At 74.8% G+C, this 14,143-nt stretch carries 13 protein-coding genes; 4 read left to right on the top strand and 9 right to left on the bottom strand.

Going from position 1 to position 14,143, the window contains the following annotated elements; genetic code table 11:
* Window positions 1-75: 75 nt before the first annotated feature.
* The 3 genes from BLT39_RS20635 to BLT39_RS20625 form a co-directional block, all read right to left on the bottom strand.
* The gene (locus BLT39_RS20635; RefSeq protein WP_091068714.1) at window positions 76-1,515 is read right to left on the bottom strand and encodes a regulatory protein RecX; all 1,440 of its coding nucleotides are present in this window, start codon (window positions 1,513-1,515) and stop codon (window positions 76-78) included.
* Between the two features lie 11 nt (window positions 1,516-1,526).
* Window positions 1,527-2,561, bottom strand: coding sequence for a recombinase RecA (gene recA / locus BLT39_RS20630; protein WP_091069006.1), 1,035 nt, complete (start codon window positions 2,559-2,561; stop codon window positions 1,527-1,529).
* A gap of 185 nt (window positions 2,562-2,746) precedes the next feature.
* Window positions 2,747-3,154 carry a winged helix-turn-helix transcriptional regulator gene (locus BLT39_RS20625; RefSeq protein WP_242658588.1) on the bottom strand — a complete coding sequence of 136 codons (408 nt, stop codon included), beginning with the start codon at window positions 3,152-3,154 and terminating at the stop codon, window positions 2,747-2,749.
* A gap of 63 nt (window positions 3,155-3,217) precedes the next feature.
* Here BLT39_RS20625 and BLT39_RS20620 point away from each other — a divergent pair, with 63 nt between their 5' ends.
* Entirely contained in the window at window positions 3,218-4,075 is an 858-nt protein-coding gene (locus BLT39_RS20620) for an NAD(P)H-binding protein (RefSeq protein ID WP_091068707.1), read from the top strand.
* A 19-nt stretch (window positions 4,076-4,094) separates the two neighbouring features.
* Here the strand turns inward: BLT39_RS20620 and BLT39_RS20615 are convergent, their stop codons facing one another.
* On the bottom strand, window positions 4,095-4,289 hold the full coding sequence (locus BLT39_RS20615) for a DUF3046 domain-containing protein (protein WP_091068703.1): 195 nt from the start codon (window positions 4,287-4,289) through the stop codon (window positions 4,095-4,097).
* Window positions 4,290-4,322: 33 nt separating this feature from the next.
* On the opposite strand from BLT39_RS20615, the gene BLT39_RS22135 reads away from it, so the two are divergent.
* Window positions 4,323-4,424: an LPXTG cell wall anchor domain-containing protein gene (locus BLT39_RS22135; protein ID WP_131801530.1), complete on the top strand. Its 102-nt coding sequence runs from the start codon at window positions 4,323-4,325 to the stop codon at window positions 4,422-4,424.
* On the opposite strand, the gene BLT39_RS20610 is transcribed toward BLT39_RS22135, so the two are convergent.
* On the bottom strand, window positions 4,405-5,088 hold the full coding sequence (locus BLT39_RS20610) for a maleylpyruvate isomerase family mycothiol-dependent enzyme (protein WP_207508274.1): 684 nt from the start codon (window positions 5,086-5,088) through the stop codon (window positions 4,405-4,407). The two genes, BLT39_RS22135 and BLT39_RS20610, sit on opposite strands and share 20 nt — an antisense overlap.
* A 28-nt stretch (window positions 5,089-5,116) precedes the next feature.
* Window positions 5,117-6,262 carry an acyl-CoA dehydrogenase family protein gene (locus BLT39_RS20605; RefSeq protein ID WP_091068999.1) on the bottom strand — a complete coding sequence of 382 codons (1,146 nt, stop codon included), beginning with the start codon at window positions 6,260-6,262 and terminating at the stop codon, window positions 5,117-5,119.
* Between the two features lie 87 nt (window positions 6,263-6,349).
* Here BLT39_RS20605 and BLT39_RS20600 point away from each other — a divergent pair, with 87 nt between their 5' ends.
* Entirely contained in the window at window positions 6,350-11,002 is a 4,653-nt protein-coding gene (locus tag BLT39_RS20600) for an ATP-dependent helicase (RefSeq protein ID WP_207508272.1), read from the top strand.
* Window positions 11,003-11,039: 37 nt separating this feature from the next.
* Here the strand turns inward: BLT39_RS20600 and BLT39_RS20595 are convergent, their stop codons facing one another.
* A complete protein-coding gene (locus BLT39_RS20595) occupies window positions 11,040-11,600 on the bottom strand; it encodes an antibiotic biosynthesis monooxygenase (RefSeq protein ID WP_091068694.1) in 561 nt (186 codons plus the stop codon).
* 39 nt (window positions 11,601-11,639) lie between these two features.
* Window positions 11,640-12,209 (bottom strand): antibiotic biosynthesis monooxygenase, encoded by a 570-nt coding sequence (locus tag BLT39_RS20590; protein WP_091068690.1) that lies wholly within the window; start codon window positions 12,207-12,209, stop codon window positions 11,640-11,642.
* Between the two features lie 96 nt (window positions 12,210-12,305).
* On the opposite strand from BLT39_RS20590, the gene BLT39_RS20585 reads away from it, so the two are divergent.
* Window positions 12,306-13,157, top strand: coding sequence for a DNA-formamidopyrimidine glycosylase family protein (locus BLT39_RS20585; protein ID WP_091068996.1), 852 nt, complete (start codon window positions 12,306-12,308; stop codon window positions 13,155-13,157).
* Window positions 13,158-13,210: 53 nt separating this feature from the next.
* Here the strand turns inward: BLT39_RS20585 and BLT39_RS20580 are convergent, their stop codons facing one another.
* Complete coding sequence (locus tag BLT39_RS20580; protein ID WP_091068687.1) at window positions 13,211-14,059, bottom strand: PspA/IM30 family protein; 849 nt, start codon at window positions 14,057-14,059, stop codon at window positions 13,211-13,213.
* Window positions 14,060-14,143 lie beyond the last annotated feature (84 nt).

The raw sequence follows: 14,143 nt of genomic DNA, 5'->3' as shown, positions 1-14,143 counted from the left end.
ACGGCGGCGCGCCCACCACGGGCGCGCCGCCGTTGCCGTTCTGCATGGCCGACGCCGGGCCGGGGCCCGGGCGCCTCAGCGCGGGCGGGACCCCGGCCGGCGGGTGCGGGCCCAGCCCTCGGCGGTGAGGCCCTCGCCCACCTCCGCGGTCGGCGCCTCCTCGGGCTCGTCGAGCGGGCGGCCGGACCACAGCCCCCGTCGCACGGCCGGCTCGGCGTCGGGCAGCTCGGGCGGGGCGTCGTCGGCCTCGGCCGCGGCGTCCTCGGCCTTGCCGTCGGCCTCCAGTGCCTCGCGCACCACCCAGGCCGCGAGCCCGGCGCCGTAGCCCTTGCGGCCGAGCATGGCGGTCAGCCGACGGGTCGCGGTCGCGGTGTCGAGCCGGCGCATCCCCGGTACCTTCCGGGCGACCAGGGCGCGGGCGGTGTCCCACTCGTCCTGCGGGTCGACGGCCTCCAGGGCCACCGACGCCACCTCGGCGTCGACGCCCTTGGCCCGCAGCTCGTGCGCCAGGGCGCGGCGGCTCAGCCCGCGGCCGGACTGCCGGCTGCGCACCCAGACGGCTGCGAACGCCGCGTCGTCGACCAGGCCGACCTCCTCGAACCGGTCGAGGACCGAGACCGCCACGTCCTCGGGGATGTCCCGGGCGGCGAGCAGGTCGGCCAACTGCTTGCGGCTGCGGGCAGTACCGGTGAGGGCGGTCAGGCAGATGTCCTTCGCGGCGCGCTCCGGGTCCTCGTACTGCCGCACCTGCTCACCGTCGGCGCCACGTGACCGGCGACCCGGCCCGGGACCCCCGCGCCGTCCGGCCCGCCGACCGGAGGCCCCGGGTGCGGAGCCGTCGTCGCCCGAGGGCACACCGGCCGGCGGGGCCGTCGTCGGCTCGTCGACCTCCGCGTCCAGCTGGATGCCCCACTCGCGGCGGGCCTTCTTCTTGCGAGCCCCACCCTGCGGACGCCCGCCGAAGGACCGGGACCCGTCGTCGCCGAAGGACGACCGTCGACGGCGCGCCCGGTCGTCGGCCGCCTCGCCGACGTCGCCACCGCCCGCGCCGTCGGCCGCTCGCCGCCGGCCGCCGGAGCGGGTCCGGGCCGATCCGGGCGCACCCCGGCCGGCCAGGGACCTCGGGTCCACCACCTCGGTGACCGTGGCCACGGGGGCATCCCGGTCGTCCAGCGCGGCGACGTCGACCTCCGACGGCGCGAGCGTCTCGGAGGCGAGGTCGCGCGCCGACCCGGTGCGGCGACCCTCGACGTCCTGGTCGGACAGCGGGCCGACGCCGTCCGGGTGGGCCGGACCGGTCGCCGTGGCGCGGTCGGCCGCTGGGGACGGATCGAGGAAGTCGACGACCTCGGAACCGGCCGGGGCGGTCAGCTCGCCGAGGCGGTCGAAGTCGAGGACCTCCGGCGCCGTGGACGGCGGCACCGATGCGACCGACAGCGGGTCGACGCCCGGGTCACCGGCGGGACCGGGACCCGGGACGTCGTCCGGGAGGTGCGGGTGACCGTCGTCGGTCATCGGCACCGGGCTCAGAAGTCAGCCGGCACGGCGTCGACCGGGGCGTCCAGCCGCGGGCCAATGCCCAGCTTCTCCTTGATCTTCTTCTCGATCTCGTCGGCGAGGTCGGGGTTGTCGCGGAGGAAGCCGCGGGCGTTCTCCTTGCCCTGGCCGAGCTGGTCGCCGTCGTAGGTGTACCAGGCGCCGGACTTGCGGACGAAGCCCTGCTCGACGCCGATGTCGATGAGCCCGCCCTCACGGCTGAACCCGGTGCCCCAGATGAGGTCGAGCTCGGCCTGCTTGAACGGCGCGGCCACCTTGTTCTTGACGATCTTCACGCGGACCCGGCTGCCGACCGCGTCGGTGCCCTGCTTGAGGGTCTCGATGCGGCGCACGTCGAGGCGGACCGAGGAGTAGAACTTCAGCGCCCGACCACCGGTGGTGACCTCGGGCGAGCCGTAGACCACGCCGACCTTCTCGCGCAGCTGGTTGATGAAGATCGCGGTGGTGTTGGAGTTGCTCAGCGCACCGGTGATCTTGCGCAGCGCCTGGCTCATCAGCCGGGCCTGCAGACCGACGTGGCTGTCGCCCATCTCGCCCTCGATCTCGGCGCGCGGCACCAGGGCGGCCACCGAGTCGATGACGATGAGGTCGAGCGCGCCGGAGCGGATGAGCATGTCGGCGATCTCGAGCGCCTGCTCACCGGTGTCGGGCTGGCTGATGAGCAGCGCGTCCGTGTCGACGCCGATGGCCCGGGCGTACTCCGGGTCCAGGGCGTGCTCGGCGTCGATGAAGGCCACGATGCCGCCGGCGGCCTGGGCGTTGGCCACCGCGTGCAGGGCGACCGTCGTCTTGCCCGAGGCCTCCGGGCCGTAGACCTCGACGATGCGGCCGCGGGGCAGCCCGCCCACGCCGAGGGCGATGTCGAGGGCGATCGAGCCGGTCGGGATGACCTTCATGGCCACCTCCGGCGAGTCGCCCAGGCGCATGACCGAGCCCTTGCCGAACTGCTTGTCGATCTGGGCCAGGGCCATGTCGAGGGCCTTGTCGCGGTCCAGGGTTGCCATGGTGTCCACCTTCTGTGGTCGTCGCTGTGCGTCGCTGTCTGCGTCGGGGCCGACGGTAGGACGGGGGTCCGACAGAAATGGGTGGCCGACCGGATCTGTGGATGCCGACCGGGCCTGTGGACAGCAACACTAGGACGAACACGTGTTCGAAGCCAGCAACACGCCGGGGGAATCCGGCGGGACGGTCAGTGCGCGGCGTCGTGCCGGTCGCGGGCGGCGTGCACCTGGGGCAGCCGGTCCTCCACGAAACCGATGAGGGCGAGCAGCTTGGGGGCGAGCTCGGCGCCGGCCGGGGTGAGCCGGTACTCTACGTGCGGCGGGATGGTGGACCGCACCTCGCGGTGCACCCACCCGTCCCGCTCGAGGGTCTGCAGGCTCTGGGACAGCATCTTCTCGCTGACCCCGTCCACCCGGCGGCGCAGCTCGCCGAACCGGTGCGGCGCCTCCTGCAGCGCAGACAGCGCCAGCAGGGACCACTTGCCGGTGACGTGCTCGAGCGCCTCGCGCGACGTGCAGGCCCGGCTGAAGACATCGGCGGCGAGGGACTCCACCTCGTCCCGCTCCCCGGCGGGGGCACCGTCGCGTTCTGCCACAGGACGAGTGTACGTTCTCCGCGAAAGCACTAACCAGGAGTTAGTGCCATCGGAGGAGGAAGCATGATCACCGTCACCGGAGCCACCGGCCAGCTGGGCCGGCTCGTCGTCACCGGCCTGCTGGACGCCGGCGTCCCCGCCGCCGAGGTCACCGCACTGGTCCGCGACGCGGCCCGCGCGGGGGACCTGGCCGACCGCGGCGTCCGCGTCGCCGTCGCCGACTACACCGACCGGGCGTCCCTGGAGCAGGCCCTGGCCGGCACCGACCGGCTGCTGCTGGTCTCGGGCAGCGAGGTGGGCCAGCGGGTCGCGCAGCACACCAACGTCGTCGAGGCGGCCCGGGCCGCCGGCGTCGCCCTGCTCGTCTACACCTCCGCGCCCAAGGCCGACGCCACCGACCTGGTGCTGGCCCCCGAGCACGCCGCCACCGAGCAGGCGATCGCGGCCAGCGGGCTGCCCGCCGTCGTGCTGCGCAACAACTGGTACTGGGAGAACTACGACGCCCAGATCGGCCAGGCCGCGGCCGCCGGCGAGGTCGTCGGCAGCGCCGGGCAGGGCCGCGCATTCCCCGCCTCCCGCGCCGACTTCGCCGCCGCGGCGGTCGCCGTCCTCACCGCAGACGACCCGCAGCCGGGCGTCGTCGAGCTGGGTGGGGACGCCCCCTTCACGTTGGCCGACCTGGCCGCCGAGGTCGGCCGGCAGGCCGGCCGCGAGGTGACCTACCGCGACCTGTCCGCCGAGGAGCACGTCGCGGCGCTGCGCGGCGCCGGCCTGGACGAGGGCACCGCGGGCTTCGTGGCCGTGCTGGACGGCAACATCTCCACGGGTGCGCTCGACGCCGGCCAGGGCGGCATCTCCGCCCTCACCGGCCGGCCGACCCGCACCCTCGCCGAGCACGTCGCACTGGTCCTCGGGAAGTGATCGACCGTCCCGGCGCGGGTCAGCGGACCTGCGCCGGGACGTCGAACTCCTCGCAGATCGCCAGCCACACCGTGCGGACGGGGACCCCGGCGTCCAGTGCCCCCACCGCGGTGCGGCCCTCGAAGGCGGAGAAGACGTGGTCGCGCGCGATCGCCTCGCCGCGGACGTCGCCGAACTCCCCGCGCACCCGGGCCCAGAACTCCTGCAGTCGCACCCCGGCGACGGTACCCGCGGCTACCGTGGCCGGATGATCCCCAGCACCGGCTCGGCGACCTGGGACACCATCGGCCAGATCGCGCTCGCCTGCCTGCTCGCGGTCTCGCTGCTGCTCATGTGGCGCCGTCGGTGAGCGCCCGCTCCGGCAGCGGCCCCAGGGTGGCGAAGCAGTCCAGGTAGGGCCCGACGTCCCCGCGGACCGTCCAGGACCGCAGCTGGTCGGCCGACCGGCGGGCCTGCACGGACCGGGCCAGGTCGAAGTCCGACGCCGCGACGACGACGGCGGCGTCGGCCGGTCCGTGGCTCCACGACCCGCCCTCCATCCGCAGTGGCGGCAACCCCGCGCGGGCGGCGGCGTCGGCGACCCGCCCGGCGAACCGGTCGCGCACCACCGCCAGGGCCGCCGTGTCGTGGGCGCCGGGGACGCCGAGGGCACCCCGCAGGTCCTGTTCGTGGATGACCACGTCGTTCAGCGGTCGCACCCCGTGCTCGGCCATCCAGGCCCGCAGCGGCTCGGTGTTGCCCCGCCACTCGGCGACCAGCGGCGCGATGCCCCGCCCGGCGCGCGCGTCGACCTGCGCCTGCGTCCACGCGGCGCCGTGGTCGTCGTCCTCGCGGTCGGCCAGGGCATCGGTCGAGTAGCCCACCACGTGCGCGAGCAGGTCGTGCACCGACCAGTCCGGGCACGCGGGCACCCGCCGGGCCGCGTCGGCGGCCGGGATGCCCTCGACCAGCTCCACCACCCTGGCCTGCGCCCGCGTCCACTCCTCGATCGCCTCGGCGTCGGTCAGCTGCATGCCCGGGTGCTTCCCCCGGACAGGTCGCTCACAACCCCATCGACCGTCCGATGATCTCCTTCATGATCTCGTTCGTACCGCCGTAGATGCTCTGCACCCGCGCGTCGCGCCAGGCCTTCGAGACCGGGTACTCGTCCATGTAGCCGTAGCCGCCGTGCAGCTGCAGGCACCTGTCGGCGACCCGGTTCTGCAGGTCCGAGCACCACCACTTGGCCTGGGCGGCGTCCACGGCGGTCAGCGTGCCGGCGTCCAGCTGCCGGATGCACTCGTCGACGAACACCCGCGCGATGGTCGCCTCGGTCTGCAGCTCGGCGAGGACGAACCGGCTGTTCTGGAAGCTGCCGACGGGCCGCCCGAACGCCGTCCGGCTGGTCACGTACTCCACGGTCTGCGCCAGCACCGTCTCCACGGCGGCCACCGCGCCGATCGCGATGCTCAGCCGCTCCTGCGGCAGGTTCTCCATCAGGTGCAGGAAGCCCCGGTCGACCGTGCCGAGCACGTTCTCGGCCGGCACCCGGACGTCGGTGAAGAACAGCTCGGCGGTGTCCTGCGCCTTGAGCCCCACCTTCTCCAGGTTGCGGCCGCGCTCGAAGCCGGACATGCCGCGCTCGACGACCAGCAGGCTGGTGCCCTTCGACGCCGGGGCCTCGGGGTCGGTCCGGGCGACCACGATGACCAGGTCGGCGTTGATGCCGTTGGTGATGAAGGTCTTGGAGCCGTTGAGCACCCACCCGTCGCCGTCGCGGCGGGCCGTGGTGGTGATGCCCTGCAGGTCGCTGCCGGTGCCCGGCTCGGTCATCGCGATGGCGGTGATGGTCTCCCCGCTGCAGAAACCCGGCACCCAGCGCTGCTTCTGCTCCTCGGTGGCCAGGTCGCGCAGGTAGGGGCTGACGACGTCGTTGTGCAGGCCGAAGCCCACGCCGGAGGCACCGACCCGGGCCATCTCCTCGCTCAGCACGGCCTGGTAGCGGAAGTCGCGCACTCCCCCGCCGCCGTACCGCTCGTCCTGGTCGATGCCGAGGAAGCCCTGCGCGCCGCCGGCGGTCCACAGCTCGCGCGGCACGATCGAGTCCTTCTCCCACTGGGCGTGGAAGGGGGCGATCTCCTTCTCCACGAACGTGCGCACGCTGGCGCGGAAGTCCTCGTGGTCGGCCTCGTACAGGTGGGAGCGCATGGCCCGACTGTGGCAGACAGCGCTGACTGTTCCCAGTCCCCGAACCCGTTCTGCGTAAATGTCGTACCCCCTGGGGACACTCGTCCCGTGCCCGCTGCCCCGTCCGCGATCGACCGGTTCACCGAGCCCACCCGGGCCTGGTTCACCGGGGCGTTCGACGCGCCCACCCCGGCCCAGGAGGGCGCCTGGACGGCGATCAGCAGCGGCGAGCACGCCCTGGTCGTCGCCCCGACGGGGTCGGGCAAGACGCTGGCCGCGTTCCTCTGGTCGCTGGACCGGCTGGCCAGCACCCAGCCCGAGGACGAGCAGAAGCGCTGCCGGGTGCTCTACGTGTCCCCGCTCAAGGCGCTGGCCGTCGACGTCGAGCGCAACCTGCGGGCCCCGCTGGCCGGCATCGGCCAGGCCGCCGCCCGGCTGGGTCTGCCCCGCCCGGAGATCAGCGTGTCGACCCGCTCCGGCGACACCCCGGCCGACGAGCGCCGGGCCTTCGCCCGCCGGCCCACCGACATCCTCATCACCACGCCCGAGTCGCTTTTCCTGCTGCTGACCAGCCAGGCCCGGGAGGCGCTGCGCGGCGTCGAGACGGTGATCATCGACGAGGTGCACGCCGTCTGCGGCAGCAAGCGCGGGGCCCACCTCGCGGTCTCCCTCGACCGGCTCGACACCCTGCTCGACCGGCCGGCGCAGCGGGTCGGGCTCTCGGCGACGGTCCGCCCCATCGACGAGGTGTCCACCTTCTTGGCCGGTGGCCGGCCGGTGCAGGTCGTCGCGCCGCCGTCGCAGAAGAAGTGGGATCTGTCGGTCGTGGTCCCGGTCGAGGACATGTCCACCCTCGGCCAGCCCACCGGCGAGCTCGAGGGGTCGGCATCGGGGTCCCAGCCCCGGTCCTCCATCTGGCCGGCCGTCGAGGAGCGCGTGCTCGACCTCATCGAGGCGCACCGCTCCACCATCGTGTTCGCCAACTCCCGCCGGCTGGCCGAGCGGTTGACCAGCCGGCTCAACGAGCTCGCCTACGAGCGGGCCACCGGCGAGACCGTCCCGGCCGGCGCCGACGCGGCGCAGCTGATGGCCCAGGCCGGCGGCGGCGGGGGCCTGCCGGCTGACGCCAAGCCCGTGGCCAGTGCGCACCACGGCTCGGTGTCCCGCGAGCAGCGCGCGGTGGTCGAGGAGGCGTTGAAGTCCGGGCAGCTCCCGGCCGTCGTCGCCACGTCGTCGTTGGAGCTGGGCATCGACATGGGCGCGGTCGACCTGGTGGTGCAGGTGGAGTCCCCGCCCAACGTCGCGGCCGGCCTGCAGCGGGTGGGCCGGGCCGGGCACCAGGTGGGCGCGGTCAGCCGCGGCGTGCTGTTCCCGAAGTTCCGCGGCGACCTCGTGCAGTCGGCGGTGGTGGCCGAGCGGATGAAGGCCGGCCAGATCGAGTCCATCCGCTACCTGCGCAACCCCCTCGACGTGCTGGCCCAGCAGATCGTGGCCATCGTCGCCGAGGAGCCCAAGACCGTCGACGAGGTGGCCGGCGTGCTGCGCCGCTCGGCCGCGTTCGCCTCGCTGCCGGACTCCGCGCTGCACGCCGTGCTGGACATGCTCGCCGGCCGCTACCCCTCCGACGCCTTCGCGGAGCTGCGGCCCCGGCTGACCTGGGACCGGGTCACCGACACCCTCACCGCCCGGCAGGGCGCGCAGCGGCTGGCGGTCACCAGCGGCGGCACCATCCCCGACCGGGGGCTGTTCGGCGTCTTCATCGTCTCCGGCGGCGGCGAGACCGGCGGCCGGCGGGTCGGTGAGCTCGACGAGGAGATGGTCTACGAGTCCCGCGTGGGCGACGTCTTCCTGCTCGGCTCCTCCTCGTGGCGGATCGAGGAGATCACCCACGACCGGGTGCTGGTCACCCCGGCCCCCGGCCAGCCCGGGAAGATGCCGTTCTGGCACGGCGACACCCTCGGCCGTCCGCTGGAGCTCGGCCGGGCGCTGGGCGCGTTCCTGCGCGAGGTCGGCGGCGCCACCCCCGAGGACGGCCTGGAGCGGGCGCGTGCGGCCGGCCTCGACGAGTGGGGCGCGGCGAACCTGCAGGCCTACCTGGCCGAGCAGAAGGCCGCGACCGGGCACCTGCCCGACGACCGGACCTTGCTGGTCGAGCGCTTCCGCGACGAGCTGGGCGACTGGCGGCTGGTCGTGCACTCCCCCTTCGGCGCCCAGGTCAACGCCCCCTGGGCGCTGGTGCTGGCGGCCCGGCTGCGCGAGCGGTACGGCGTCGACGTCGCCTCCATGCACGCCGACGACGGCATCGTGCTGCGGCTGCCCGACACCACCGGCGAGCCGCCGGAGGCCGACCTCGCGATCCTCGACCCCGACGACGTGGAGCGGGAGGTGACCGCGGAGGTCGGCAACTCCGCGCTGTTCGCCAGCCGGTTCCGCGAGTGCGCCGCGCGGGCCCTGCTGCTCCCCCGCCGCGACCCGCGCCGGCGCACCCCGCTGTGGCAGCAGCGCCAGCGGGCCGCGCAGCTGCTCAGCGTGGCCAGCGAGTTCTCCGGCTTCCCCATCACCCTCGAGGCGGTCCGGGAGGTGCTGCAGGACGTCTACGACGTGCCCGGCCTGGTCGAGCTGATGAGCGACGTCCGGTCGCGGCGGGTGCGGGTGGCCGACGTGCAGACCCCGACCGCCTCCCCGTTCGCGCAGTCGCTGCTGTTCGGCTACGTCGGCCAGTTCATCTACGAGGGCGACGCCCCGCTCGCCGAGCGGCGGGCCCAGGCCCTCGCCCTGGACACCGGGCTGCTGGCCGAGCTGCTGGGCCGGTCCGAGCTGCGCGAGCTGCTCGACGGCGACGCACTCGGCGAGATCGAGGCCGAGCTGCAGCGGCTGCCCGCCGACCGGCACCCCCGGGACGTCGACGGCGCCGCCGACCTGCTGCGGGTGGTCGGTGACCTGAGCGCGGCCGAGGCGGCCGCCCGCGGCGTGCCGCAGGACTGGCTCGACGAGCTCGTCGCCTCCCGGCGGGCCCTGCAGGTGCGCATCGCGGGCCAGGACCGCTACGTGGCCATCGAGGACGCCGGCCGCCTGCGGGACGCGCTGGGCACCGCGCTGCCGGTGGGTGTGCCCGAGGTGTTCACCGAGCCCGTGGCCGACCCCCTGGGCGACCTGGTCAGCCGCTACGCCCGCACGCACGGGCCCTTCGTGCCCAGCGAGGCCGCCGACCGGCTGGGCCTGGGCGTCGCGGTGGTGACCACGACCATCGCCCGGCTGGTGGCCGCCGGCCGGGTGGTGACCGGCGAGTTCCGGCCCGGTGGCGTCGGCCAGGAGTGGTGCGACGCCGACGTGCTGCGCTCCATCCGCCGCCGGTCGCTGGCCAAGCTGCGCCAGGAGGTCGAGCCGGTCCCCACGACCACGCTGGCCCGCTACACGCCGTCCTGGCAGTCGGTGGGCAGCCGGATGCGCGGCGTGGACGGCGTGCTGGCCGTCGTCGAGCAGCTGGCCGGTGCGCTGGTGCCCGCGTCGGCGCTGGAGACGCTGGTGCTGCCGTCGCGGGTGCAGGGCTACCAGCCGGGCATGCTCGACGAGCTGACCAGCGCCGGCGAGGTGCTGTGGGCCGGCGCCGGCGGCCTGGCCGGCGGCGACGGCTGGATCACCCTGGTCCCGGCCGACCTGGCGCCGCTGCTGCTGCCCGACCCGCCGCTGGGCGCCCAGGACGAGGGCGGGGTGGCCCAGCAGGTGCTCGAGGAGCTGGCCGGGGGCCGCGCCCTGTTCTTCCGCGGGCTGTCCGACCTCGTCGGGGCCACCGACGACCAGGCCTTCGCCGAGACGGTCTGGGACCTGGTCTGGTCCGGCCGCCTGACCAACGACACGCTGGCCCCGCTGCGCGCCCGGCTGGCCGGCGGTGGCGCGCACAAGAAGACCGCGCCCGCCCCCCGCGCCCGCCTGGACCGCACCCGGTACGGCCGCACCCGGGTGGGGCGACCGGCCATGCCCACCCGCACCGGGCCGCCGATGGTGGCCGGCCGCTGGTCGGCGCTGCCGGAGCTGGAGACCAACGCGACCAAGCGGAACAACGCCCGCACTGAGTCCCTGCTGGAGCGGCACGGCGTGCTGACCCGCGGCGCCGTGATGGCCGAGCAGGTGCTGGGCGGGTTCTCCGCGGTCTACCCGATCCTGCGGGCCTACGAGGAGAACGGCCGGGCCCGCCGGGGCTACTTCGTCGAGACGCTGGGCGCCGCCCAGTTCGGCACACCCGGCTCCATCGACCGGCTGCGCAGCTTCGCCAGCCCCGACCGCACGCCCACCCCCGCGGTGGTGCTCGCCGCCACCGACCCGGCCAACGTCTACGGCGCCGCACTGCCCTGGCCCGAGCGTCCCGGCGCCGAGCCCGCCGAGGACGCCGTCGACCTGGGCGAGGGCGACGGCCCCGGCGGCGGACCCGGCGGCGGACCCGGCGGCGGCACGGCGAAGAAGCGCGGCGCCACCGGGCACCGGGCCGGGCGCAAGGCCGGTGCGCTGGTCGTGCTCGTGGACGGCGAGCTGGTGCTCTACGTCGAGCGGGGCGGGAAGACGCTGCTGTCCTGGACCGAGGACGAGGTGGCGCTGAAGGAGGCCGCCACCGCGTTGTCCAACGCCGCCGCCGCGGGGGCGCTGGGCCGAATGACGGTGCAGAAGGCCGACGGCGCCTCGGTGCACGAGTCCACCCCGCTGTCGGCGGCCCTGCAGGCAGCCGGGTTCAGCGCGACCCCGCGGGGCCTGCGGCTGCGCGGCTGATCGACATGTCGACGGGTCGACACGTCGACACGTGTGGTCAGCGGCGCGGACGGAGCCAGCGCCACAGCCGGCGCGTCAGGAACGGCATGCAGACGTACCCCAGCGCCAGCACGAGGACCACGGCGTAGAACAGCGCCCGCAGCACCAGCGGCCAGTGCGACACCGACGGCGCGACGAGGGCCTGGACGCCCAGCTGCAGCACGAACACCACCGCGATGGTCAGCACCGTGAGCCGGGTGCGGGACGGCCCGTCCGCGCGGTCCGGCGCGGTGAAGAAGCTCTCCAGCCCGGACACCCGGCTGTAGCGCGCGCTGTCGACCATCCCACCGGCCCGGCCGAGCGCCCCGTGCCGGTCCGCCGAGCGCTCCCAGGCCGCCAGCGCCTCGCGGTCGTGGAAGCGGTAGATCAGGTGGTACTCGGTGCTGCCCGGCCCGGGGCGCAGCAGGGTCGAGCCCAGGTGACCCGGGAAGGTCGCGGCCAGCGCCATGATCTCGGCGGCCCACGCCTCGAAGGCGGCCACCTGGTCCGGTCGCACGGACCGGGCCGCGGTGACGGTGACCGGCTCGGTGTCCGGCGACGGCGGGCGGCGGGTCGGCACCCGGACAGGATGCGCCCGGCCGCGGGGGCCGACCAGAGGTCAGCGGTGTGGTGCCGGACGCAGCCAGCGCGCGAACACCCGGGTCAGCGCGGGCATCACGGCGAACCGCAGCCCGCTGACGACCAGGACCGCCGACAGCAGCAGCTGCACCGGCCACGGCCACGCCGCGACCAGCGGCTGCACCAGCACGTGGAAGCTGCTGGTCAGCGAGAAGACCCCGAGCACGGTCAGCAGCACCACCCGCCAGGTGGGCACCGGCGGCGCGGAGGCCGGTCGGCCGAAGAACCCCTCCAGGCCCTCCACCACGGCGAACCGCTCGTCCTCGACCAGGTCACCCAGCCGGGCCACCAGCTCCGCACGCTGCGGTGAGCGCTCCCACCCGGCCAGGGAGTCGGCGTCGGCGAACCGGTAGACCAGGTGGTACTCGTCGCTGCCGGCACCGGGCCGCAGCGTCGAGGAACCGAGGTGACCGGGGAACGTGGCCGCCAGGGCCTGCACGTCGCGGGCCCACTCCTCGAACGCCTCGCGACGGTCGGGGCGCACCACCCGGGCAGCGGTCACCGTGACCGGCTGGGGCGCGACCCTGTTGTCCTGGAACCTCGTGCTCACGGGGATGTCTCAGCGCTGAGGCATCTCGCGGTCTTCCCGGTGTCGGCGGGCTCACACCGCGCGCACCGACCCCGACCAGCAGGGACGATGGAGGGCATGCCCGAGGGCGACACCGTCTGGCTGGCGGCGAAACGGATGGACACCGCCCTGCACGGCGCGACCCTGCGCCGCGGCGAGCTGCGGGTGCCCCAGCTGGCCGCGGTCGACCTGACCGGCGCCGTCGTCACCGAGGTCGTCCCCCGCGGCAAGCACATGCTCATCCGGCTGGCCGACGGCCGCACGCTGCGCACGCACTACCGCATGGACGGCAGCTGGCACATCTACCGCCCCGGCAGCCGGTGGCGCGGCGGCCCGGGGCACAGCATCCGCGCCGTGCTGACCACCGACGAGTGGGAGTGCGTCGGCTACCGGCTGCACGACATGGCGATGGTGCCCACCGCCCAGGAGGACCAGCTCGTCGGTCACCTCGGGCCCGACGTGCTGGGCCCGGACTGGGACCTCGACGAGGCGGTCCGCCGGCTGCGTGCCCGACCCGAGGAGCAGATCGGCGTGGCCATCCTCGACCAGCGCAACCTGGCCGGCCCCGGCAACCTCTACAAGGTCGAGTCGCTGTTCCTCTGCGGGGTCAACCCGTGGGCCCGGGTGGCCGACGTCCCCGACCTGCCCGCGCTGGTGGAGCGGGCCCGCACGCTCATGCTGGCCAACCGCGACCGGCCCGAGCAGAGCACCACCGGCGACACCCGGCGCGGCCAGGACCACTGGGTGGCCGGGCGCAAGGGCCGGCCCTGCCGGCGCTGCCGCACCCCGATCCAGCTCGGCGACCAGGGACCGGACCTGCAGGAGCGGGTGACCTGGTGGTGCCCGTCCTGCCAGGCCACCCCGGTGCCGGTCGACCCGCACGCCCGCACCGGCCTGCCCGGCACCCCCGCCCGGCGGGCCCGGTACTGACACGACGACGCCCTCCCCGCTGCTGCGGGGAGGGCGTCGTCGGTGAGGTCCTGCTACTGCTGCTGCGGCCGCTCGGCCGGCTGCTCGGTGTGCTGCTGCAGCGGCTGCACCTGCGGCGCACCCTGCTCGATCGCCCCGGCCGGCTGCGACCCACCGGTCACCGCCTGCTGCCCGCCGGCCGCCCCACCGGACATGCCGGCGCGGATCTGGGCGAGCCGGGAGGCACCGGCCACGTCCAGGGTCGCCTTCTGCACCTCGAGCATCCGGCCCTCGACCGAGTTCTGCGCCAGCTCGGCCTGGCCCAGGGCGTTGGCGTAGCGCCGCTCGATCTTGTCGCGCACCTCGCCCAGGCTCGGGGTGTTGCCCGGCGCGGACAGCTCGTTGACCTGCTTCAGCGACGCCGACACCTGCTCCTGCATCTTGGCCTGCTCCAGCTGCGAGAGCAGCTTGGTGCGCTCGGCCAGGATCGTCTGCAGCCGCATCCGGCTCTGCTCGACCGCGCCCTTGGCCTGCTCGGCGGCCTGCAGCGCCTCGTCGTGGCTGCGCTTGAGGTCCTCCATGGACTGCTCGGCGCTGACCAGCTGGGTGGCGAAGGCCTGCGCGGCCTGCTCGTACTCGCCGGCCTTGACCGGGTCGGTGGCCCGGGTCTGGTCGGCCAGCGCGAGGGCCTGCTGCGCGGAGGACTGCAGCTGCTCCACCTCGCCGAGCTGCCGGTTGAGCCGCATCTCCAGCTGACGCTGGTTGCCCAGCACCGCCGCGGCCTGGTTGGCCAGCGACTGGTGCCGCTGCTGCTCGCCCTCGATCGCCTGCTGGATCTGGATCTTGGGGTCGGCACGCTCGTCGATCTGCGCGTTCGCCGACGCCGTCAGGTACTTCCAGAGCTTCACGAACGGGTTGGGCATGCTTCCTCCTGGTCGGGTGCACGTCTCCGGGGGGCGGTGCGCACGTCGTCGCCGTCCATCGTCCCAGGCTCCGTGATCAGCGGG

Origin of the sequence: Klenkia brasiliensis, from assembly GCF_900100695.1 — a bacterium.
Lineage (GTDB): Bacteria > Actinomycetota > Actinomycetes > Mycobacteriales > Geodermatophilaceae > Klenkia > Klenkia brasiliensis.
The sequence above is the reverse complement of the archived record's forward strand: the minus strand, read 5'-3'. Positions and strand labels throughout refer to the sequence as shown.

Coding starts and splice junctions, on each gene's coding strand:
- BLT39_RS20635 (WP_091068714.1), bottom strand. CDS start 1,515: ATGACCGACGACGGTCACCCGCACCTCCCGGACGACGTCCCGGGTCCC.
- recA (WP_091069006.1), bottom strand. CDS start 2,561: ATGGCAACCCTGGACCGCGACAAGGCCCTCGACATGGCCCTGGCCCAG.
- BLT39_RS20620 (WP_091068707.1), top strand. CDS start 3,218: ATGATCACCGTCACCGGAGCCACCGGCCAGCTGGGCCGGCTCGTCGTC.
- BLT39_RS22135 (WP_131801530.1), top strand. CDS start 4,323: ATGATCCCCAGCACCGGCTCGGCGACCTGGGACACCATCGGCCAGATC.
- BLT39_RS20610 (WP_207508274.1), bottom strand. CDS start 5,088: ATGCAGCTGACCGACGCCGAGGCGATCGAGGAGTGGACGCGGGCGCAG.
- BLT39_RS20605 (WP_091068999.1), bottom strand. CDS start 6,262: ATGCGCTCCCACCTGTACGAGGCCGACCACGAGGACTTCCGCGCCAGC.
- BLT39_RS20585 (WP_091068996.1), top strand. CDS start 12,306: ATGCCCGAGGGCGACACCGTCTGGCTGGCGGCGAAACGGATGGACACC.
- BLT39_RS20580 (WP_091068687.1), bottom strand. CDS start 14,059: ATGCCCAACCCGTTCGTGAAGCTCTGGAAGTACCTGACGGCGTCGGCG.